Origin of the sequence: Mesorhizobium onobrychidis (assembly GCF_024707545.1) — a bacterium.
Lineage (GTDB): Bacteria > Pseudomonadota > Alphaproteobacteria > Rhizobiales > Rhizobiaceae > Mesorhizobium > Mesorhizobium onobrychidis.
On sequence record NZ_CP062229.1, the window covers coordinates 2442002 to 2462091 of the forward strand.

Annotated in this window: 20 protein-coding genes and 2 pseudogenes; 12 read left to right on the plus strand and 10 right to left on the minus strand. The window is 61.5% G+C overall.

Going from position 1 to position 20090, the window contains the following annotated elements; translation table 11 throughout:
* Nucleotides 1–52: 52 nt before the first annotated feature.
* Nucleotides 53–505, plus strand: coding sequence for a pyridoxamine 5'-phosphate oxidase family protein (locus IHQ72_RS12235; protein WP_258122661.1), 453 nt, complete (start codon nucleotides 53–55; stop codon nucleotides 503–505).
* 172 nt (nucleotides 506–677) lie between these two features.
* Here the strand turns inward: IHQ72_RS12235 and IHQ72_RS12240 are convergent, their stop codons facing one another.
* Nucleotides 678–935 (minus strand): BBE domain-containing protein, encoded by a 258-nt coding sequence (locus IHQ72_RS12240; RefSeq protein WP_258122662.1) that lies wholly within the window; start codon nucleotides 933–935, stop codon nucleotides 678–680.
* On the opposite strand from IHQ72_RS12240, the gene IHQ72_RS12245 reads away from it, so the two are divergent.
* The 4 genes and pseudogenes from IHQ72_RS12245 to IHQ72_RS12260 all read left to right on the plus strand — a co-directional run bounded on the left by IHQ72_RS12245 (nucleotide 913) and on the right by IHQ72_RS12260 (nucleotide 4148).
* Complete coding sequence (locus IHQ72_RS12245; protein WP_258122663.1) at nucleotides 913–1068, plus strand: helix-turn-helix domain-containing protein; 156 nt, start codon at nucleotides 913–915, stop codon at nucleotides 1066–1068. The two genes, IHQ72_RS12240 and IHQ72_RS12245, sit on opposite strands and share 23 nt — an antisense overlap.
* 249 nt (nucleotides 1069–1317) lie before the next feature.
* Nucleotides 1318–1906: pseudogene (locus IHQ72_RS12250) on the plus strand (tyrosine-type recombinase/integrase).
* Nucleotides 1907–2185: 279 nt separating this feature from the next.
* On the plus strand, nucleotides 2186–3445 hold the full coding sequence (locus IHQ72_RS12255; RefSeq protein ID WP_258122664.1) for an MFS transporter: 1260 nt from the start codon (nucleotides 2186–2188) through the stop codon (nucleotides 3443–3445).
* Between the two features lie 307 nt (nucleotides 3446–3752).
* A complete protein-coding gene (locus IHQ72_RS12260; protein ID WP_258122665.1) occupies nucleotides 3753–4148 on the plus strand; it encodes an acyl-CoA thioesterase in 396 nt (131 codons plus the stop codon).
* 512 nt (nucleotides 4149–4660) lie between these two features.
* Here the strand turns inward: IHQ72_RS12260 and IHQ72_RS12265 are convergent.
* On the minus strand, nucleotides 4661–5029 hold the full coding sequence (locus IHQ72_RS12265; RefSeq protein ID WP_258123816.1) for a winged helix-turn-helix transcriptional regulator: 369 nt from the start codon (nucleotides 5027–5029) through the stop codon (nucleotides 4661–4663).
* A gap of 92 nt (nucleotides 5030–5121) precedes the next feature.
* On the opposite strand from IHQ72_RS12265, the gene IHQ72_RS12270 reads away from it, so the two are divergent.
* Nucleotides 5122–5727, plus strand: a complete 606-nt coding sequence (locus tag IHQ72_RS12270) for an NADPH-dependent FMN reductase (protein WP_258122666.1) — start codon at nucleotides 5122–5124, stop codon at nucleotides 5725–5727.
* Between the two features lie 63 nt (nucleotides 5728–5790).
* Here IHQ72_RS12270 and IHQ72_RS12275 read toward each other — a convergent pair whose 3' ends face one another.
* Nucleotides 5791–6198 (minus strand): winged helix-turn-helix transcriptional regulator, encoded by a 408-nt coding sequence (locus tag IHQ72_RS12275; protein WP_258122667.1) that lies wholly within the window; start codon nucleotides 6196–6198, stop codon nucleotides 5791–5793.
* A 97-nt stretch (nucleotides 6199–6295) separates the two neighbouring features.
* On the opposite strand from IHQ72_RS12275, the pseudogene IHQ72_RS12280 reads away from it, so the two are divergent.
* Nucleotides 6296–6790: pseudogene (locus IHQ72_RS12280) on the plus strand (quinone oxidoreductase family protein); the annotation flags it as partial.
* An 8-nt stretch (nucleotides 6791–6798) separates the two neighbouring features.
* Here IHQ72_RS12280 and IHQ72_RS12285 read toward each other — a convergent pair.
* On the minus strand, nucleotides 6799–7686 hold the full coding sequence (locus IHQ72_RS12285; protein WP_258122668.1) for a LysR family transcriptional regulator: 888 nt from the start codon (nucleotides 7684–7686) through the stop codon (nucleotides 6799–6801).
* A gap of 172 nt (nucleotides 7687–7858) precedes the next feature.
* Between IHQ72_RS12285 and IHQ72_RS12290 the strand changes: the two genes are divergently transcribed.
* From IHQ72_RS12290 to IHQ72_RS12300, 3 genes are all read left to right on the plus strand, one after another.
* Nucleotides 7859–9019, plus strand: a complete 1161-nt coding sequence (locus IHQ72_RS12290) for an aldo/keto reductase (protein ID WP_258122669.1) — start codon at nucleotides 7859–7861, stop codon at nucleotides 9017–9019.
* Between the two features lie 315 nt (nucleotides 9020–9334).
* Complete coding sequence (locus tag IHQ72_RS12295; protein ID WP_258122670.1) at nucleotides 9335–9919, plus strand: flavodoxin; 585 nt, start codon at nucleotides 9335–9337, stop codon at nucleotides 9917–9919.
* A gap of 249 nt (nucleotides 9920–10168) precedes the next feature.
* On the plus strand, nucleotides 10169–10492 hold the full coding sequence (locus IHQ72_RS12300; RefSeq protein WP_258122671.1) for a hypothetical protein: 324 nt from the start codon (nucleotides 10169–10171) through the stop codon (nucleotides 10490–10492).
* Between the two features lie 211 nt (nucleotides 10493–10703).
* Here IHQ72_RS12300 and IHQ72_RS12305 read toward each other — a convergent pair whose 3' ends face one another.
* The 6 genes from IHQ72_RS12305 to IHQ72_RS12330 all read right to left on the minus strand — a co-directional run bounded on the left by IHQ72_RS12305 (nucleotide 10704) and on the right by IHQ72_RS12330 (nucleotide 18196).
* On the minus strand, nucleotides 10704–12749 hold the full coding sequence (locus IHQ72_RS12305) for a family 16 glycosylhydrolase (RefSeq protein WP_258122672.1): 2046 nt from the start codon (nucleotides 12747–12749) through the stop codon (nucleotides 10704–10706).
* Nucleotides 12750–12880: 131 nt separating this feature from the next.
* Nucleotides 12881–13060, minus strand: a complete 180-nt coding sequence (locus IHQ72_RS37075; RefSeq protein WP_374120347.1) for a transposase — start codon at nucleotides 13058–13060, stop codon at nucleotides 12881–12883.
* 735 nt (nucleotides 13061–13795) lie between these two features.
* Nucleotides 13796–15073, minus strand: coding sequence for a 3-oxo-tetronate kinase (gene otnK, locus IHQ72_RS12315; protein ID WP_258122673.1), 1278 nt, complete (start codon nucleotides 15071–15073; stop codon nucleotides 13796–13798).
* The gene (otnI, locus tag IHQ72_RS12320) at nucleotides 15070–15888 is read right to left on the minus strand and encodes a 2-oxo-tetronate isomerase (protein ID WP_258122674.1); all 819 of its coding nucleotides are present in this window, start codon (nucleotides 15886–15888) and stop codon (nucleotides 15070–15072) included. The genes otnK and otnI overlap by 4 nt, the downstream gene beginning before the upstream one ends.
* A 19-nt stretch (nucleotides 15889–15907) precedes the next feature.
* Entirely contained in the window at nucleotides 15908–16852 is a 945-nt protein-coding gene (gene ltnD, locus IHQ72_RS12325; RefSeq protein WP_258122675.1) for an L-threonate dehydrogenase, read from the minus strand.
* A 30-nt stretch (nucleotides 16853–16882) separates the two neighbouring features.
* Nucleotides 16883–18196 carry an MFS transporter gene (locus IHQ72_RS12330; RefSeq protein WP_258122676.1) on the minus strand — a complete coding sequence of 438 codons (1314 nt, stop codon included), beginning with the start codon at nucleotides 18194–18196 and terminating at the stop codon, nucleotides 16883–16885.
* Nucleotides 18197–18409: 213 nt separating this feature from the next.
* Between IHQ72_RS12330 and IHQ72_RS12335 the strand changes: the two genes are divergently transcribed.
* Together IHQ72_RS12335 and otnC are read left to right on the plus strand one after the other, a co-directional pair.
* A complete protein-coding gene (locus IHQ72_RS12335) occupies nucleotides 18410–19426 on the plus strand; it encodes a LacI family DNA-binding transcriptional regulator (RefSeq protein ID WP_258122677.1) in 1017 nt (338 codons plus the stop codon).
* Nucleotides 19423–20088, plus strand: a complete 666-nt coding sequence (gene otnC, locus IHQ72_RS12340; protein WP_258122678.1) for a 3-oxo-tetronate 4-phosphate decarboxylase — start codon at nucleotides 19423–19425, stop codon at nucleotides 20086–20088. Before IHQ72_RS12335 ends, otnC begins: the two co-directional genes overlap by 4 nt.
* The last annotated feature ends 2 nt before the right edge of the window (nucleotides 20089–20090 follow it).

The following is a 20090-nucleotide window of genomic DNA, read 5'->3' on the forward strand; positions in this document are numbered from 1 at the left end:
GGTGATCTAGGGCAATTATCATCACGCTCAGCAATGACTCTGGAGACAACCGATGAACGAAGAGATCAGAAACAAGATCGTCACACTGTTGGATCAGCACCGGGTCATGACGATTGCAACTCTGAGGCCCGACGGGTGGCCGCAGGCGACGACCGTGGGTTACGCAAACGAAGGCCTTACCCTCTACTTCCTCTGCGGTCTGGATAGTCAGAAGGCGGCGAACCTGGCGCGAGACGATCGCGTGTCCTTGACCATCGATCACGACACGCCACAGGTGATGGAAATCACCGGACTCTCCATGGCGGCGCGCGCGCAGGCGGTGGCAGACCGGGCCGAAGCGGAAAAGGTGCTGCGGATGCTGCCGCTGAAGTATCCGGAGCAAGTCTCGCTGCCAGGCCCGATGCCGACTCCGGAGCAGGTCCGCATATTTCGCGTGATGCCTACAGTCATCTCCGTGCTCGACTACTCCAAGGGTTTTGGCCACACCGATCTCGTCAGCTGCTGAGCGCGCTTACCCCAAACAAACTTTGGCTTGTGCGGCAGCGAGGTCGGCAAACGCCGGCAACGTCTGCGCATTCAGACCTGACAGCTGGCACATCGGCGATTGACCGCCTATGGCGCTACTTGCTCGTTCCGACGGACGAGGCGCACGGCAAAGTTTCACCCGTTGCGGTCGTTCAGTTGCGAGCGTCGCATGACGCGATCTGACCGATCCGGTCGTTCAGATCAGCCCGGCAATTCGGCCGGGACGATGTTTGGTTCATCCGGAATAAGTTCGCGGTGTCATAACGACGCTTCAATTCACGGAGCCTGGCGTGATTGTCGCCAAAGGCGGAACTGACAAGACTCGCATTGTCCTCGCCAAGACCCGGAAAATTCAGGTACTTGCGGCTCGAAGAAGCGAAACAGCACTTGGAGACCGGGACCCTTCCCATCGAGGCGGTAAGCAGCGAGGTTGGCTATGAAGACGCGAGCTTCTTCAGCCGCCTGTTCCGTCGCAGCGTGGGTATGACACCAGCTGCATACCGCCGCCGGTTTGCGGGGCTTAGAAAAGCAATGTCGCCATGACTGGCATATATCCACGCCAACCGCAAAGGCCACTTCTGCGTCTCTCGAAGGGTTAGCCGGCGCGAGTAGGAACGGAGGCAGGCGCGTCCGGAACTGGCGCATTGCGCCTGTTCAGTCCTTGACCTCGCGACTGCCCGAAGCCGATAGGCAGTCAGGTGTAATCCTTTGAGGCGGCCTGAGATCGGGCGGTAAAGTTCGCTGGCTCATTGCGAGCGCTGCGGCTGCGGAGGGCGGCATGGGAGAAGAACCATGTCCTGGAACAGAAACCATATCGTTGGTCAGAAGCCTCCTCTCAAACCGCGTCTGGAGCATTCGAGCCCGGCTGCAAGTGTCGGGCGCGATAAGGGACTTGGCACTTTTCGATCTTGCCATCGACAGCAAGCTTCGAGGGTGCGACTTGGTCGCCATCACAGTCGGAGATATCGCGATTTCCGGGACTGTCCGCGATCGGGCTGTGATCATTCAGCGGAAGACCGGGCGACCGGTGCAATTCGAGATCACGGAGCAAACCCGGGCCGCCGTCGGCGCCTGGACAGCCCGCCGCCATCTCACCGAAAGAGATTACCTGTTCCCAAGTCGCGTTCGGGCAAAACCGCACATCTCGACGAGGCAGTACGGGAGAATTGTCGACAAATGGGTTTCCTGCATCGGACTGGACCCGAAGCGATATGGCACGCACTCGATGAGGCGCACGAAGGCTTCGCAGATTTACAAAAAGACTGGCAACATCCGCGCCGTGCAGTTGCTCTTAGGGCATACCAAGCTTGAGAGCACTGTCCGGTATCTCGGTATCGAAGTCGACGACGCCTTGGCCATTTCCGAACAGGTCGAATTGTAGAGGAACATGGAGCGTCGCCGTATGAGCGGCGCTCCATGACCCTGAGCCGCCATTTCTCTGCCGATAACCGACGTTCGCGACAACCAGCCCTCGCGACCCTAGCGGAAGTTCGCTTCCGCTCAGCCGAACTCACGCCCACGACCCCAAGTGGACCTTCTTATCGCGAGGCGGCAGTGACCGCTCAAGGGGAAAGCGGACTAATGTATGCCTCATGCGTTGACATCAGGCGACCGGCGGCCAGTTTAGTGTGGGTGCCAAGCTGTTGTGCCCTATCGGAAGATGCTAGGTTACCTCTTACCCCTCGGCTACCGCCCCATCCTGTCGCTTCTTCGCGGCACGGGCTTCCTGCTTGCAGCAACAGGGTTGCACGCACTGCTCTTGCCGCTACGCGGGCAGGCGGAAGGCTTCTCGACTGCATCCCTTGGGCTACTAGGAACCGCTTGGGCGGGCGGCTTCGTCGCCGGCTGCATCTTGGCACCTCGGCTTGTCCGCCAGATCGGGCACGTCCGCGCATTCGGCACCTTTGCGGCTTCTGGTGCAATCATCGCGCTGCTCACGGGCTTGATGGTTGACCAGTATGTATGGATTGTTCTTCGCGCCTTCACAGGGTTCGCCATGGCCGGGGCCTACATGATCATCGAGAGCTGGCTGAACGAGAAGGCGACCAATGAGAACCGGGGCACCGTCTTCGGCCTCTACATGATTGTCTCATATGCCTCGCTCGTGGCCGGCCAGATGATCGTCGTCTTGGGAGACGTGAGGAACGCGGGTCTGTTCATGGTCGCCGGTATCTTCTTCTGCCTCGCCTTAATCCCGACGGCAGTGTCGTCGGCAGCGACGCCAAAACCGCTAGAGGATGTCGCCCTCGATCTGAAAGGCCTCTATGGCACTTCACCGCTAGCCCTGATCGGCTGTTTCCTGACCGGCGTTGCCAACGGCGCCTGGGGAACGCTCGGAGCCGTCTATGGCGCCCGCATCGGAATCAGCAACACGGGCATTGCAGTGATGGCAAGCGCGGTTGTCCTCGCTGGTGCCGCTCTCCAGTTTCCGGTGGGCCGACTGTCCGATATCACCGACCGCCGCCATGTGCTGGCCGGTGCGGCGGCCGGAGCGGCCGCCTTCGCGCTTCTCGTATTCGTCCTCCAGCCGCGGTCGGCCGCATTGGTCATAGTTACCACCGCAGCCTACGGTGCCCTCGCCTACACCCTCTATTCGGTCGCAGTGGCACATGCCAACGACCACGCCCGTCCAGACGAGTTCGTCAAGGTATCGAGCGGTCTGCTACTGTTGTATGGCTTCGGCACCATGGTCGGGCCGGTGCTCGGGGCCGTGGTGATGGCCAAGATGCGACCCGAAAGCTTGTTCCTCGCTACTGCCCTCGCCCACACTCTGCTCGCCGCATGCGCACTGGCCCGCATCGGCAGCCGTGCTCCGGTATCACAGGCTGCCAAGGAGGCGTTCAGGACACTGCCGGCCGAGCGGGCTGCGACGCCGGAATCGCTGCGGCTGGATCCACGAACCGGCCCGGCCGCAGAGTGAAACCCTTGATTACAAATCCCGTCGGGAATGCGTCGCTGTGTCGCTTGCCGCCCTGTGTAGATTGTGCGCTTCGCTCAGCCGGTCTCTACAGAGGAGTCTCCTATCAGGCCATGAGCGGGCATTCGACCTCGTTCGCCGGAATGACTGGACCTGGCGCTACCTGCTCGTTCCGATCGATGAGACGAAGGGCAATATTCCACCCCATAGCCGAATTTCAAACTGCGACATTACCGGCTGGCGGCGCGTTGACGCATCATCGCCATCCCGATACGGGATCGGGACAATCGATCTCGAAGGGATTTGGCGCATGGTGCATTACGCGGACGGGCGGCCGCTCGGCGATCTGACGCTCAGGACCTTGGCCATGCCTTCCGACGCCAATGCGGCGGGCGATATCTTTGGCGGCTGGGTGATGGCACAGATGGACCTTGCCTGCGGCATCCGCGCCGCCGAGCGCGCCAAGGGCCGCGTGGTGACGGCGGCGGTGAAGGAAATGTCGTTCGCCAAGCCGATGAAGATCGGCGACACGCTGTGCATCTATACGCATGTCGAGCGCGTCGGCCGCACCTCGATGACGCTCAAGGTCGAGGCCTGGGCGCAGCGCTACCTCTCCGACCTGATGGAGAAGGTCACCCATGCCGATTTCATCATGGTGGCGCTGGACGGCGAAGGCAAGCCAAAGGCCGTTCCGGCGGAAAGCTGATCGGCTGTATGCAGTCAGCTTAAGTCGAACGGCAAAGCCGCTGCCAGCCCCTCGCATTGAGACGCGAACAGCGACGCTGTGTGATGCTTTTCATATTCGCGTTCGCACATTTTCGTGACCATGTCCGGCAGGACATGGGGAAAACACAATGCGTCAACGATTGCTGAACGGCGCATTGGTAGGCGCGCTTGCCGCCTTGTTCTGCCTGATGGCCGCGACCGCCAGAACCGAGGTCAAACGAGACTAGGCCGAAGCCAGTTGCGCCGCCGAAAACCACACCCTCAAGCGGCAAGTGACGAGGTGCGAAATCTGCGTTGCGACGACGTAAGAAACCGGCGCGATGAGCGTGATCAATTGCGGCAAAGGGGCGGCCTGCGCCACCGTCGGCAAGGTGGTCAATCGGGCCCGAAATCGAATCGGCCCGAAAGCCGTCTGCGGGCCGGAATGCAGATGCATCCGTAGAATTTCGTCTACGCTACGCGCCGTGCGCAAACCCTTGCAGCGCAAGAGTTTCAGGCATGAAGCCCATCGAACCTCGCCCGCGCCGCCCTAACGCGCTCGGTGTTCTTGCGCGCCCATTCGCCGAGCGCACCGACCGGCACAAGAAGCTCGTAACCAAGGTCGGTCAGCTCATAATCGACGCGCGGCGGAATGGTCGGAAACACGGTGCGGGTGACGAAGCCGTCGCGCTCAAGCCCACGCAATGTGGTGGTCAGCATCTTCTGCGAAATGCCGCCGACGGCGCTGCGCAATTCGTTGAAGCGCAGCGGCCCGTCACCGAGCTTGCCGACGACGAGTACGGTCCATTTGTCGCCGACGCGCTGCAGGATTTCCGAGATGGCGCGGCAGTCCTCGGTGCGGTGCGGGTGCCTTGGTAACAAAAAGGTGCCTCCTTGCGCCTCGTGAGCGTAGTCACTCATATAGCTCAGGTATCTAAACGATACCAGAAATTTGCCTAAAGGAGAGCCCCTCTATGTCCAAACCCAAAATCGCCATTGTCGTCGGTTCGACCCGCGCCGCACGATTTGCCGACGTTCCGACCCAGTGGATCGCCAAGATCGCCAAGTCGCATGCCGACATCGACGTGGAAGTGGTCGATCTGCGCGACTTCCCGCTGCCGTTCTTCGACGAGGTCGCATCGTCCGCCTGGGCGCCGTCGCAGAATGAGGTGGCAAAGCGCTGGCAGAAGAAGGTCGCCGAGTTCGACGGCTTCATCTTCACCGCCGCCGAATACAACCATGGCCCGACGGCCGTGCTGAAGAACGCGATCGACTACGCCGCCAATGAATGGAACAAGAAGTCGGTCGGTTTCGTCGGCTATGGCAGCGTCGGTGGCGCGCGTGCCGTCGAGCAGCTCAGATTGCATGCCGTCGAGCTGCAGATGGCGCCGGTCAAGTCGGCAGTCCATATTGCCTGGGGCGATTTCCTTGCCGTCCGGCAAGGTGAAAAGAAGCTCGACGAGCTCGAGCACCTGAACCAGGCGGCGACTGCACTGGTCAACGACGTTGCATGGTGGGCCAAAGTGCTGAAGGCGGCGCGTCAGGCCGACGCGGTGGCCGAAGAAGTCAAGGCGGCCTGAACCGCAGACCAGAACAATCCTCCCAAGGATTCCGGGGCGGCGCTTGCGTCGCCCCTTTTTTATTCAGGCGATGGCTGGCGGGCGCGCCTGCCGAGGCCTGATGATGCAATCGGTAACGCGGTCCATTTCGTTCAGCTCATCCGCATGGTGCTGGGCCCACGCACAGAGCGCCAGAAGGATAGGCTCGAGGCTGAGGCCAAGGCGCGTCGCCGAATATTCGACGCGTGAGGGAATTTCGGCAAAGATCTCGCGTCTGATAAGGCCGTGTTCTTCCATTTCGCGAAGCTGCTGGATCAGCACTTTCTGCGTGATATCAGGCACCAGCGTCTTCAGCACCGACAGCCGCCGGGGTCCGTCGAAGAGATGGTAGAGAATGACAGCCTTCCATCGGCCCGAAATCACCTTCAGGGCGCGTTCCGCCGGCAGCATGGGCAGTCTTTTGGTTGGCAGCCTCTTGGTCGGCTTGGCCATGGTCACCTCCTGGTCAGCAGGGGACAAATGAGTGTGTAGTCGCGATCAGGCAGATAGTGGCAAACAGCAGCCGATGCCATAGCGATGGGTGCATGCCATGAGAGCCATTCAACTGAACCGTTTTGGCGGTCCCAACGTCCTGGACGTCGTAGAGATGCCGAAGCCGCTGCCGCAAGCAGGCGAGGTGCTGATCCGCGTTCATGCGGCTGGAGTGAATTTCTTCGAAGTGCTGATGCGCGGGGATCGCTACGCGGTGACGCCGCAATTGCCGATGGTTCTCGGCGTCGAAACTGCCGGCACAGTGGAGGCGCTTGGTCAAGGCGTGGACACCTCGCTGATTGGGACACGCGTCGCGGCGCCGCTGTTCGCTTCGAAGCGCCCGTTTGGCGGCTATGCCGACTATGTGACGATCGACGCAAAGCTGGCCGTTCCACTGCCGGAGACACTCTCATTCGAAGACGCGACGGCCTTGATGGTGCAGGGACTGACGGCCTTCCATCTGCTGCGGCAAAGCCCGCCCGCCGGCAAGTCGGTGCTGGTCACTGCGGCTGCAGGCGGTGTCGGGTCCCTGCTGGTCCAGTTCGCCAAAAGGCTGGCCGCTTACGGGCCTCGATACCGGAGAACGTCCAGAAGTAGGCTCAAAGCGGGGGAAGGCTGGCGCCGGCTCGGGTAGTACAGGTGATATCCGGGAAACATCGGGCACCAGTCCTCGAGCACCCGGATCAGGCGCCCGTCAGCTATTGCGGGCATCACCTTGTCTTCGGGCATGTAGCCCAGTCCCAGGCCATCCAAAGTAGACTGATACCTGAGTGCGAGGCTGTTGAACACGAGTTGCCCCTCGGCGCGCACCCTCACTTCACGTCCGTCTTTTTCCAGTCCCCACGTGAATAGACCTCCATAGGTCGGCAGCCGCGTGTTGATGCAGCTGTGGGCAGCCAGATCGTAGGGGGTTTCGGGGCGCGGGTTGCGCTCAAAGTAAGCGGGAGATCCAACCAGAGCCATGCGCATGTCAGGCCCGATCCGGACTGCAATCATGTCCTTCGCGACCTGTTCGCCCATCCGGACGCCGGCGTCAAAACCTTCGGCAACAATATCCCTCAGGCCGGCATCAATGATGATCTCAACCCGAATGTCCGGATAGTCCAGCAGGAACCTGTTGAGGGCCGGCTGGAGGATGCTTACGGCCGGGTGTTCACCGGATGTGATCCGGAACGTTCCTGCGGGCTTGTCCCGAAGCTCGCTCAGGGCTGCCAGTTCCGCCTGGATCTCCTCAAAGCGCGGTCCAACGGTGCGCAGCAGGCGTTCCCCGGCGTCAGTGGATGATACGCTGCGCGTGGTGCGGGTCAGCAGGCGAAGTCCCAGCCTCTCCTCAAGATTGCGGATTGTCTGGCTCAGCGCCGACGGCGACACACCCAACTGCGCTGCAGCCTTGGTGAAGCTCCGCGCCCGCGCCACCGCGGCGAATGCAGCAAGGTCGTTGAAGCCCATGGATTTGTTAGCTCCCCTAAATACCGCATGCGGATTGTAGCACATTATCATCCAGTGCTCAGCCGCCTAACTTGATAGGGCCGCCCCGGCTCTACGCGCCGGCACAGGCGGCGGTTACGCATTGCATCTCCAGGCAATGATGCACAGCGCACTCACTCACGAAGGATCTGTCATGCAGAATGTTGAACGTCCCAGCCCGGAAATCAGCCGTCGATCGCTGCTCGGAACGGCAGGGTTGGTTGCGGCCGCCACCATCGGTGCCGCCGCGATCGGTCCCGCTGCCGCACAACAGGCAAAGCCTGTGACGACCACGCTCTCCTCCGGCGCCCGACGCAAGCTCGGCACGCTGGAGGTCTCCAGCGTCGGCATCGGCATCCAGAACATGCACCGCAACTTTCAGACGACCATCCCGACCCGGTCTGAAATGTACAACATCATCCGGACGGCCTTCGATCGTGGCGTTACCTTCTTCGATTGCGCCGAGGCTTATGGCCCGCATGAAGGTGAGCGCATTCTCGGGGAAGGCATCGCGGCATTCCGTGACCAGGTCGTGATCACCTCCAAGTTTGGCTGGGACGTTGATCTCGTGACCGCCGAACGACGCCCGGGCCGTATCAGCCGCCCCGATCACATCAAGCTCGCGGTCGACGGTATGCTCAAGCGTCTTCGCACCGACCGCATTGATCTCCTCTACCAGCACCGTGTCGATCCGGAAGTGCCGATCGAGGACGTCGCCGGCGCCATCAAGGATCTGATCGCAGAGGGGAAGGTCTTGCACTGGGGCCTCTCCGAGATGGGTCTGAAAACGCTCCGCCGGGCACATGCCGAACTGCCTCTCACGGCCGTGCAGAACGAATATTCCATGGTGTGGCGCGGGGCCGAGGAGGAAGTCATCCCGACCTGTGAGGAACTCGGCATTGGCTTCGTGCCGTGGAGCCCTCTGGGTGTAGGGTTCCTCACCGGTGCCATCGACGCGCGCACGCGCTTTGCAGAGGGCGACATCCGCCACGATGAATCCCGCTACTCGCCGGAGAACCTGCCGCACAACCTGACCCTTGTGGACGTGGTCAAGACGTGGGCGGAGCGGAAACAGGCAGCGCCTTCACAGATCGCGCTGGCCTGGCTCCTGCACCAGAAGCCGTGGATTGTACCGATCCCCGGTGCCACGCAGATGCCGCACATGCTCGAAAACATCGGCGCGCCCTCAATCCAGTTCACCCCGGCCGAACTCGATGAGCTGAATACCTCGGTGCGCGCAATCGAGATCAAGGGGCAGCGCCTGCCCGATCGCGTGCTGCAGTTCTCGGGCGTGGAAGCGCGCGAAAAAGCTTAATCAAGCGGCGCCCCGGAAACAGAAAAGGTCGTGCTATGAAAACCAGGAAACTCGGACCCCTTGAAGTCTCGGCCCTCGGCCTTGGCTGCATGGGAATGAGCGGCGTGTATGGCGCTCCCACCGACCGACCTGCGATGCTCGAACGGGCACTACCAAACTTTCACGCCTCGACGAGAACCTGGGCGCCGTGGACTTGGTGCTGACTGCTGATGACCTCTCCGAGATCAACGCGGAAACGTCGAAGATTGAGGTGCAGGGTGAGCGGTTGCCCGAAGCCGTGCTGAGGATGACCGGGCCTGTGACACGGAGGGCAGCATGACGAACATTCAGCGTCCGACGAGACGGGAGATCCTCATGTCGCCATTTCTCTTAACCGCCGCGGCTACAGCCGGGACGGCCGTAGCGGCAGCGCCGGCCGGTGGTAGGATACTCGTGGCGTTCTTCTCCCGAAGCGGTAATACGCGGGTGATTGCCGGACAGATTAGCCGGACGCTCGGCGCGGATATCTTCGAAATTGTGCCTGCTCAGCCCTATCCGGCGGATTATTTTGCGACCGTCGACCAAGCTCAACAGGAACGCGAGCGCGGCTACGCGCCGCCCCTGCAGGCAACTGTCGCCGCCATGGATACCTATGAGACAGTTTACCTGGGTTTTCCCATTTGGGGCATGACCGCACCCCCGCCCGTGAGATCTTTCCTGGCAGAACATGACCTCTCCGGAACAACGCTGGTCTTGTTTGTCACCCATGGTGGATTTGGTCTGGGCGATAGTCTCGCCGTAGTTAGCCGCCACGCTCCACAGGCGCGCCTGGTCGAGGGATTTGTGATGCAGGCGCCTCAGGAGCGCCAGACCGTGGAGCGGGTCATGGAGTGGCTCGATCAGGAGGAGTCGGCCCGGTGATTGCTAAGCCCGTATTCATGGCGCTGTCCTTGGTTCTGGGAACATCGGGGGCTGAGACCGCGCAGTCGGCGCCGGCACTGGCGAGCTCGGAACAGAGCCGCCTGGTCAGCGGGCAGGCCGGCCGCTCCGTCCACCTGACCGCAGATAGTCCGATTCAGGATCTTCTGCAGCATCCGGCCTTCTCAGGCTTTGCCCCCTTGATCATGCCGCGGAACGAGCGGCGTCGCTCTTCCGACAGCGCTGTACCAGGTGCCGAACCTTAAGACCGTGGACCTGTCATGGGAAGGGCGTCTCAGGCCGGGCGATCCCTCCCTCGCCGCCATCTCGGCGGCGAAAGTAGGAGATCCGATTCAGATCGTGCGCGATGGCCCGCTCTGGATGATACAGGACAAACAAGGGCAGGCCCTCGGACGCATGGCCAGAAGCTGGTCGCCTCCCGAAGGCCTCAGCTTCCTGCGCGGCGAGGTCGGTGCCATCGTGCGCTGGCGCAAGTCCGACAATCAGGAAGAGTTCCGGGTGCACCTTCACCGAGATGTCTGGGAAGCGGTTCTGCCGGAGCTTGTATTCGGCTGACGGTTTGCCCGCAGGGACGCATTGCTCATGGAAAAACGGCAAAATCTCTTGTCTGAGCCAGTTTGAGACCTCACCGTTTTGAGCCTGAAAGCCTGCTTAGAGCATCGCTCGAAAAAGAGGTCACCGGTTTTTCGAACAAAGCGATGCGCAAACAAGAAGTTACAGCGGTGCGCTTGATCTCGTTTTCACGCGCACCGCTGTAGGCGCCGGATCAGATCACGAAAAAATCGTCGGCCAGCAGCGTCGGCCTGTTCGTCAGCGTCGCGAGCTGTGTCACGCCGCCTGCGACGTTTCCGTTGGAATCGTAAAACAACGCACCCGTAACCTTGTCATAGACGATGTGGTCGTCGGCGTCGTGCGCGCTAGTCCCAGCGAAGAAGTACCTTGGCTCGAGGGCTCCGGTGGCTCCAAGCCCCTGCATTACCGAATTCTGGAGCCTGAATGCATCGGCCGTATGGTTGAAATCCGTGATGATGTCGCGGTTGGCCACTGAGAGCGGCGCGCTGAAAACGAAGGAATCGTTGCCGGCGCCACCAGTAAGCCGGTCAATGCCCAGGCCGCCCGTTAGTACATCGTTGCCACCCCGCCCAAGCACGGAATCATTGCCTCGGCCGCCGTCCAGTTTGTTGTCGCTGTCGTTGCCGTCGAGCACGTTGTCGAGGGAATTTCCCGTGGCTCCGACGTTGGCGTTTCCGGTCAGACGCAAATTTTCTACCAGCCTGCGATCGGCCGCCAGTGAGTACGTGACCAAGCTGAAAATCTGGTCGAGGCCCGCTTCGTCGATGATGCTGTCCAGTACATTGTCCACATAATAGGTATCGTTGCCGGCACCGCCATTCAACAGGTCGGCCCCGGTCCCGCCATCGAGAAGGTCGGCGCCATCATAGCCCGCTAACCGGTCGCTACCCGCCCCGCCCCTTATGGTGTCGTTGCCGGCAAGGCCGTCCAGCGTGTTGTTCCCATTGTTCCCGGTCAGCTCATTGTCGGAAGAATTGCCGCGACCATTGATAGCGCCAAGGCCGATGAGAGTCAGATTTTCGACATAGCGTGGCAGTGAATAGGTGCTCGAGCTGAACACCCAATCGTTGCCCGCCGCATCGCCCTCGACCACGCGGTCGAGCGCATTGTCGACATAGTAGGTATCGTCGCCCGCGCCGCCCTCCATGCTGTCGATACCGACCCCGCCGTCGAGCAGGTTGCTGCCGTCGTTGCCGACCAGCCTGTTGTCGAGTTCGTTACCCATCGCGTCGATGTCGGCAACGCCGGTGAGCGTGAGCTGCTCTATTTGCTGGCCGGACAGCGAATACGTCATCGAGGTGATGACCAGATCGATGCCGGCGCCGTCAGCCTCAATGACTACGTCGAATGCGTTGTCGACGCGGTAGGTATCGTTGCCGAAACCGCCGGACATTTTGTCAGCACCAGCTCCGCCGTCCAGAACGTCATCAAAGCTGCCGCCGTTCAGGATATCCGCCGCATCCGTCCCGGTCAGGTGCTGCTCCATCACGTCCGGCGCAGCATAGGCGCGCACGTAGTCGACGACCATGTCGTACGTGCCGGAAGCCTGCTCGACCCCGGAGGAATACATGCTTAGCGTGACCAGCATATAGAGCGGCGTGCGGAAAAAGTCGCTCATTGGAAAGCGGCTCAGCTCCTTGCCGTCATAGTACACGGTGATCCAGTCCGTCGTTATCCTCGCGCCGTACGTGTGAAACGCCCCGTCGAACAGCGAACCGTCGAGGCCCGTATAGTTGCTTTCCCAAGCGTGGCTTTCCTTATTGCTCAAGTGCACCGCCTGGTGATGACCATCGGGATCGCCGCCATACGCTTCAACGATGTCGACCTCGACGCGTGGCACAGTCTGATCGGGCGACAGCATCCAGAAAGCCGGCCAGGCTCCCGCCCCGCCGTGAAAGGCTGCGCGCATCTCGAAGTACCCGTACTCTTGCGCGAAACCCTGGCCGGCGCTGTTAACCGTTTGCATCGTTCCCGACTGCCAGGCGCCGTCCACCTGCTTCATGGTAATGGTCAGCTTCCCGTCAGAGACGGAGAACGGGTTGGTTTCTCCGACCGGCGGCATGTACTTTGCGGCCCCAGCGGGGGCGTGAACAGGCGCGAACCACTTGCCGGTGCCGTTGTTCGGCACGACATCAAGTGTGTTGAACTCGTCGGAAAAGGAGAGCTTGAAACCGGAGAGGTTCAGCTCCGATCCTTTGTACTGTCCGATCCAATCGCCAGGAAGGGCAATCGCAGCCATTGATGGGCTCCTCGTTCTCGCAACATTTTCGCGGTTGACCCCCCACCAAGATCTAATCGTCCATTTATTAACGGAAGGTAATGGACACCGATTCCGCCGCAAATGGGGTCAGTGCGGTTATCCCCAACGCTTCACGAGAAATTTGGGAGATGTCGCAAATCGGTTGACGTAGCCGGCACACGATACTGCGAATCCTCCGATACCGTGACGCCGGGCTCGAACGTCGCCGCAACCAGCCGCTCCTTCTCCGCCCGCGACCAGCGCCGCCGGCGCTGCACCGAGGTGATCACTTCCACGCGCGCAATCGTCATAGGACTCCTCCCAGGATTATTCCCCGGACTTGCAATGTTCGTCCTAAGGCGACAAGGCGGCCTTCACCGTAGGCTTGTAGGCCGGCGGAGGCGGCCTTCAGTCGGGGTTTCAAGAGGCTCACGGCGTCTCGCCAGCGGGGTGGCGCGACGGTCGGCGCAGATAGGATGGCCGAACGTCCGTTTTCTCAATCCGATTCGGACCTGCAATCTCGCCTCCGGCATGACCATTAGGGGTCAGGTCACGACAATACTGACACCGGACTGAATGTCCGCTCTTGAAAATCGGCAGCTGGAAGCTGCCAGTCCGCTGTCGGCCCCCAGGCTGCCAGGCGGCAATGCGCCCGCATCTCGGCCATTGAAGTTAGCTCGGCCACTGCCTTAAACGGGACATTACCGGCGACCACTCTGGAAGTCGCGGTTGCGCCAATTGCCGACCTTCCTGGCGCTTCTCCAGAGGCGCCGTGCGGCTTCTGACCCAGGAACATCAATCGAAGCCGACGCGCCCGGCTGGTGCGACGCGCCTCGCAGGACCCCGCTCGAGTGGCCCTGCAATGTCCGCTTTCCGTCAACAGCACCGGTTTCTGCGAACGTCGGCTATCGGGTAGAGAAACGGGTTGATGGAGGGCGGCTTAGGGTCAGTGCACGTCGATGCACGCAAGGCGCTTGAAGGTCCGCTTCTGACCTTCCGGGCCTCGAAGCCGCAAGTCCGCTGTCGGCCCAGAGCCGCCACGGCGCTTACGCCATAATTGCCAAAGCGTCCGCGAAGAAGCTCTCGCCGCCGAAATTTCCTGATTTGAGAGCCAACACCATGCCGCCGTGACGACCTCCAATACTGTGCAAGACGGGCACGCCCGCAACGATCTCCTGCCCGAGTTGAAATGCGGGAATGGCGAGCCGGTCGACGACCGCGCCGGATGTCTCTCCGCCCGCTACGATCAGCCGACGCACGCCCCGTTCCACCAGACCTTCGGCAATCGCCGCAAGGGATTGTTCAATTACCTTGCCGACCGCGTCGCGTCCATAACGGGTTTGCAGCCTTGATACATCAACCGGATTCGAGCTGCTGGCGATGATGACGGGAGTTCGGGCCATCCGCTCGGCCGCCCAATCAAGGGCGAGCTGGGCCTCCTCCCGACCGTTCATAAGCTTTTCCGGATCGAGCCGCAGGACGGGCATTGTCTGCTCGGCTTTGGCGATCTGTTTCAAAGTCGCCTGTGAGCAGCTTCCGGCAAGAACAGCTGCTGGTCCTCCCACCGGCTTGCCGTAAACAGCAGTCCTCTCGTGGCGACGTACGGTGCCCGCCGCGATCAGGCCGCGGGCAAGACCCAATCCCAAACCCGAGGCTCCGATCGACAATCGCTGACGAAGCGCCGCTGCGCCAATTGCTTCGAGGTCGCTCTCGAACACGGCATCGGTGATGGCCGCTCCGTTCCCATCGGAGGCCAGCTGTGCCAGCCGCTCGACGATCGCCTCCGCGCCACGCGCAACGATTGCGAGATCGACGAGTCCAACCGCTGCAGCACTCTGCCGAGCTAGAACGCGCACCAGATTGGCATCGTGCATGGGGTTGAGCGGATGATCCTTAAGGGGGCTTTCGTTGAGCGGCGCCGCACCGACGAAGAGATTGCCCTGATAGACGGTGCGACCGGTCTGCGGAAAGGCCGGCGTCACCAGCACCGTTGTTTCACCGGCATCGGCGCGCAAGGAATCGAGCACCGGGCCGATATTGCCCGAGTCGGTGGAATCGAAGGTGGAACAGATCTTGTACATGACATGATCGGCGCCGCGCTCGCGCAGCCAGCGATCAGAGGCACGGGCACGTTCGACCGCCTCAGGGGCGGCGATCGACCGGATCTTCAGCGAAACGACGATCGCATCGACTTCGGGCAAAGCCAGGTCGTCCGTGGGAATTCCGATGGTCTGAATCGTACGCAGACCCTCTTTGGCCAGCGTGTTCGCCAGGTCCGAGGCACCGGTGTAATCGTCCGCGATGCAGCCGAGCGAGAGCGTCATGTTAGAGCTCCACGCTTGGCACCTGAAATTGGGCGCTGGCGCTCGCCGGTATAGAGAGTGAGCCAGCTGAGCCCGTCGAGCGTCTTGCTCCTCGGCCGGTATTCGCAGCCGACAAAGCCGGCATATCCTAGCCGGTCCAGCTCGTCGAAAATGAAGTGATCATTGAGTTCCCCGGTCGCCGGTTCATGCCGCGAAGGCACGCTGGCGATCTGGATGTGACCAATGAGCGGCATCACCCGGCGAAGCGCCATGGTGACGTCACCATGCATGATCTGGCGATGGTAGACGTCGAATTGCAGCTTAAGATTGGGTAGCGCCAGGTCGCGGACGAGAGCTTCAGCGAAGCCGAAGTCGTTGAGGAAGTAACCCGGCATGTCACGGCTGTTGATCGGCTCGATCAAGAGATCGATGCCTCGATCGGCAAGTTTTTCGGCCGTCCAGACGATGGCCTTCCGGTAGGCATCGACAGCTTCCTTGTCGTCGCGAGAGGCAATCCCCGACATGAGATGAAGGCGCTTGACCCCGGTCGCCTCTGCGTAAGAGAGCGCTGCTTCAACGCCGACCCGGAGCTCGTCGAACCGTCCCGGCAGGGAGGCCAGCCCACGCTCGCCGCCAGCCCAGTTGCCGGGCGGCAGGTTGAACAGGACCTGGCATAGACCGTTCTTTGCGAGGCGTTCGGCGATCGCATCCGGTCTATGCTCGTAAGGGAAAAGGAACTCGACCGCTTCGAAGCCGGCATCGGCGGCGGCAGCGAACCGGTCGAGGAACGGCCATTCGTTGAACATCATGGTGAGATTGGCGGCGAAGCGGGGCATTGGCTGGGTCCGGTCCTGATCAGGTTTGCGGTTCGCCGGGCAAGTCGGTGCCCGTGATCCTTGCGTAGAGGCGGGCGACTGAGGCATCGTCATCCCGCCCCATCCCGGCCGCCGAGGTCATCAGGAACATCTGCAGCGCCGCGGCCGCCACCGGCACGGGGAACTTGGCGCTGCGCGCCATATCCTGGACGATACCGAGATCCTTGACGAAAATGTCGACGGCGCTGCGTGGGGCATAGTCGCCGTCGAGCACGTGCGGAACGCGGTTCTCGAACATCCATGAATTGCCGGCCGAGGCGGTGATGACCTCATAGACCTTGCGAATATCGAGCCCTTGCCGAGCGGCAAAGGCGACGGCTTCGCTCGCTGCCGCGATATGCACACCGGCGAGCAACTGGTTTATCATCTTGAATGCGGCGCCGACGCCCGGTTCATCTCCAAGCTCATAAAGCTTGGCTGCCATCGCGTCGAGTGCGGGCCGCGCCTTGGCAAAGGCGGCAGCGCTGCCGGAGGCCAGAACGGTAAGGGCGCCTTCTGCCGCGCGGACCGACCCGCCACTGATTGGCGCGTCGAGATAGAGCCGCCCAGTGGTTTCCAGCCGGGCGGCCAGATTGCGTGCAACGTCAGGATCCATGGTGGCTGAGGAGACGAACACCGCGCCCTCTGGCATGGTTTCGGCCACCCCATCGGCGCCAAAGAGGATGGCTTCGGTCTGCGCCGCGTTGACGACGACAGAAACCACGACGTCCGCGGCTTGGGCGGCCTGGGCGGGGGTTTGTGCTCCCCGCCCGCCGGTGGCGACAAAGCGCGCCACCATCTGGTCGTTGACGTCGAAGCCCGTCACCTCGAACCCGGCGCGGCGAAGCGACGTCGCCATGCCGAACCCCATCGAACCGAGGCCGATAACCGCGACCCGCAGTGTGGTTGCAGCTGGGACATCCTTCTGCTCGTCGTTGATGGTCATAATGGAAACTCCCTGCATGAGGCGGTTCGGCTAGCGGTTGACCAGTTTGGGCGGGACTGTCAGCACCAGGATCGCACCGACCACCAGGATTGCGGCCAGGGCGTACATGCCGACCTGGGTCGTGCCGGTCAGATCCTTGAGGTAGCCAACGAGATAGGGGCTGACGAAGCCGGCGAGATTTCCGACCGAATTGATGAGCGCAATACCAGCCGCAGCACCAGTTCCGCCGAGGAACGCTGTGGGCAGTGACCAGAACAGCGGCGCACACGTGATCGCACCTGCTGCGGCCAGCGACAGAAAGGCAATTGCGATGGTGGGATCGGGCGAGGTGGCTGCGATCACGAAGCCGATGGCTCCAAAGAGAGCGGGAACCACCAGGTGCCAGCGGCGCTCGCGATATCTGTCGGCGCTGCGGCCAAAAAAGTTCATGGCGATTACAGCGCAGATAAACGGGATTGCGCTGATCAGTCCGATGTTGAGGTTGCCGGCGACCCCCGTCGCCTTGACCAGCGTGGGCATCCAGAACGTCAATCCGTACTGGCCCATCACGAAGCAGAAATAGATGAGACACATCAGCCAGATCCGGGGATCGCGGAATATGCCGGCGACGGAGTGTGAGCGTTCCTTGCCGTGCTCTTCCTGGGCGATCTCTCGCTCGATTGCCTGCTTCTCCGCTTCACTCAGCCACTTGGCGTGACGGATGCCGTTGTCAAGGAAGAAAAAGACTGCGATGCCGAGCAGGATTGCCGGAACCGCTTCGATCAGGAACATCCACTGCCAGCCGGCAAGGCCGTTGCTGCCATCGAACGAATCCATGATCCAGCCGGAAAGCGGATTGCCGAAAATCCCGGAGATAGGGATCGCGGACATGAATATCGCGATGATCTTGGCGCGCCGGTGCGAGGGATACCAATAGGTGAGGAAGAGGATGATGCCGGGGTAGAAACCAGCCTCGGCGACACCGAGCAGGAAGCGCAGCAGGTAGAACATCGGGGCAGATGCAGTGAACATGAAACCGGCCGAGATCAGGCCCCAGGTGATCATTATGCGGGCGATCCAGACGCGTGCCCCTACTTTGTGCAGGATGACGTTGCTCGGGATCTCAAACAGGAAATAGCCGATGAAGAATATGCCGGCGCCAAGGCCATAGACGGTTTCACTGAAGGCAAGGTCGGTCGACATCTGCAGCTTGGCAAAGCCGACATTGACCCGATCGAGGTAGGCAACGACATAGCACAGCATCAGAAACGGCACGATGCGCCAGAAGACTTTGCCGTAGGCCTTCCTTTTGATGTCGTCTTCTGCTCCGGCCTCCGCCGGAAGCGTCGGGGTGAGTATCGTCATCTGTTTCCTCCCAAGTGTAAGGGGTGGTCCCTCAAGGTCTCACGCCCCCTGGCTGGATTTTGGCAGCGCTTGCATAGTCCGATACACGAGAATGGCAGCGCTGCCAAACGAAAAGTGGCAGCGCTGCCAAAGTTTATTGAGTGCGGCGCCTGAATGTGACAAAAGAAGCGTCAGGAACTAGAGTCGTACGACGCATCGAGCCGAGAAACCGGAATGCAGAGCGAAGCAGAAGACGGTCCGCAAACCGGCGCGATGATAACCCTCACCGACGTTGCGCGCGCGGCTGGCGTCGGCGAAAGCACTGCTTCGCGCGTGTTGCGCGGGCATGGTTCCTTCTCAACCAAGACACGCGAGAGTGTACTCACTGCCGCGCGGAGCCTCGGTTATGTGCCAAACCGGATCGCGGGAACCCTGGCCTCCATGGGGTCCAAGCTCGTCGGCGTCGTCATTCCTTCGCTAAGCAATATCGTCTTTCCGGATGTGCTGCGCGGCGCCAATACAGTACTGGTCGGAGCCGGCTTCCAACCTGTCGTCGCGGTGACAGACTACGATCCGGAGCGAGAGGAGAGCGTCATCGAGTCACTCCTCAGCTGGCGTCCAGCCGGGATGATGGTAGCGGGGCTCGAGCATACCGAGCGCACCGGCGCCATGCTGCGGAACGCCCGCATCAGAGTGGCCGAACTGCTCGATACCGATGGCGAGGGCATCGACATCGTCGTGGGCTTTTCCAACCGCAAGGCGGGCCGGGTGAGCGCTCGGCATTTGATATCGCGTGGCTATCGCTGCATCGGCTACGTCGGCCACGACCTCAGCCTGGACCTTCGCGCGGCCAAGCGCTTCGCAGCGTTTCGCGCGGCCCTGGGCGAAGCCGGGCTGAGCGTCATTGGAGAAGAAATCATTCCTGCCGCATCCTCGATCGAAGCCGGGCGCGACGGGCTGGCTCGATTGCTGGAGCGTTGTCCCGATCTGGATGCGGTTTACTTCTCCAACGACGACATGGCGATCGGCGGCTATTTCCACTGTCTCGCCCACGGCATCACGATACCGGACCGGCTGGCGATCTTCGGCTACAACGGTCTCGATGTAGCCAGAAGTGCGCCGCAGCCACTTTCGACCATCCTGACGCCGCGAGTGACCGTCGGTGAGATCGGAGCACGGCTCGTCTGCTCCGACGGACCATCCGCAGTGGTCGATATCGGGTTCGAGCTGATTGAAGGAGCGACGACGTGACTGAGACCAAGCTGAGGGACGATATCTGCCGCTTCGGACGTTCATTGTTCGAGCGCGGGCTGACGCCGGGATCATCAGGCAATATCAGCCTGCGGCTCGATGATGGCGGCTGGCTGGTCACACCCACCAATGCCTCGCTAGGATTCCTGGATCCTGCCCGAATTTCACGCCTCGATGCGCAAGGCCGGCTGACCTCTGGCGATGCGCCGACCAAGGAAATTCCATTGCATACTGCGCTCTATCAGACGAGGGCAGAGGCGCGCGCCATCGTGCACCTGCACTCGACCCACGCAGTTGCCCTTTCAATGCTGCCGGAAATCGATCCTAAGGCGGTGCTGCCGCCGATGACGCCCTACTATCTGATGCGCGCCGGCCAGACCGCGCTGGTGTCCTACCATCGGCCAGGCGACCCGGCGGTTGTCGCTGCGATCAAGGGCCTTGCCGGGCGCTACTCCTCGGTGCTGCTGGCAAACCACGGTCCCGTGGTCGCGGGCGAAACGCTCGAGGCCGCCGTATTCGCTACCGAGGAGTTGGAGGAAACCGCAAGGCTCTATCTGCTGTTACGCGGCCTCAATCCCCGCTACCTGTCGCCGGAACAGGTCGCCGATTTGGTGCGGGTTTTCGGGATATCCTTGCCGGAGCAAGACGGGCACCACCATTAGCA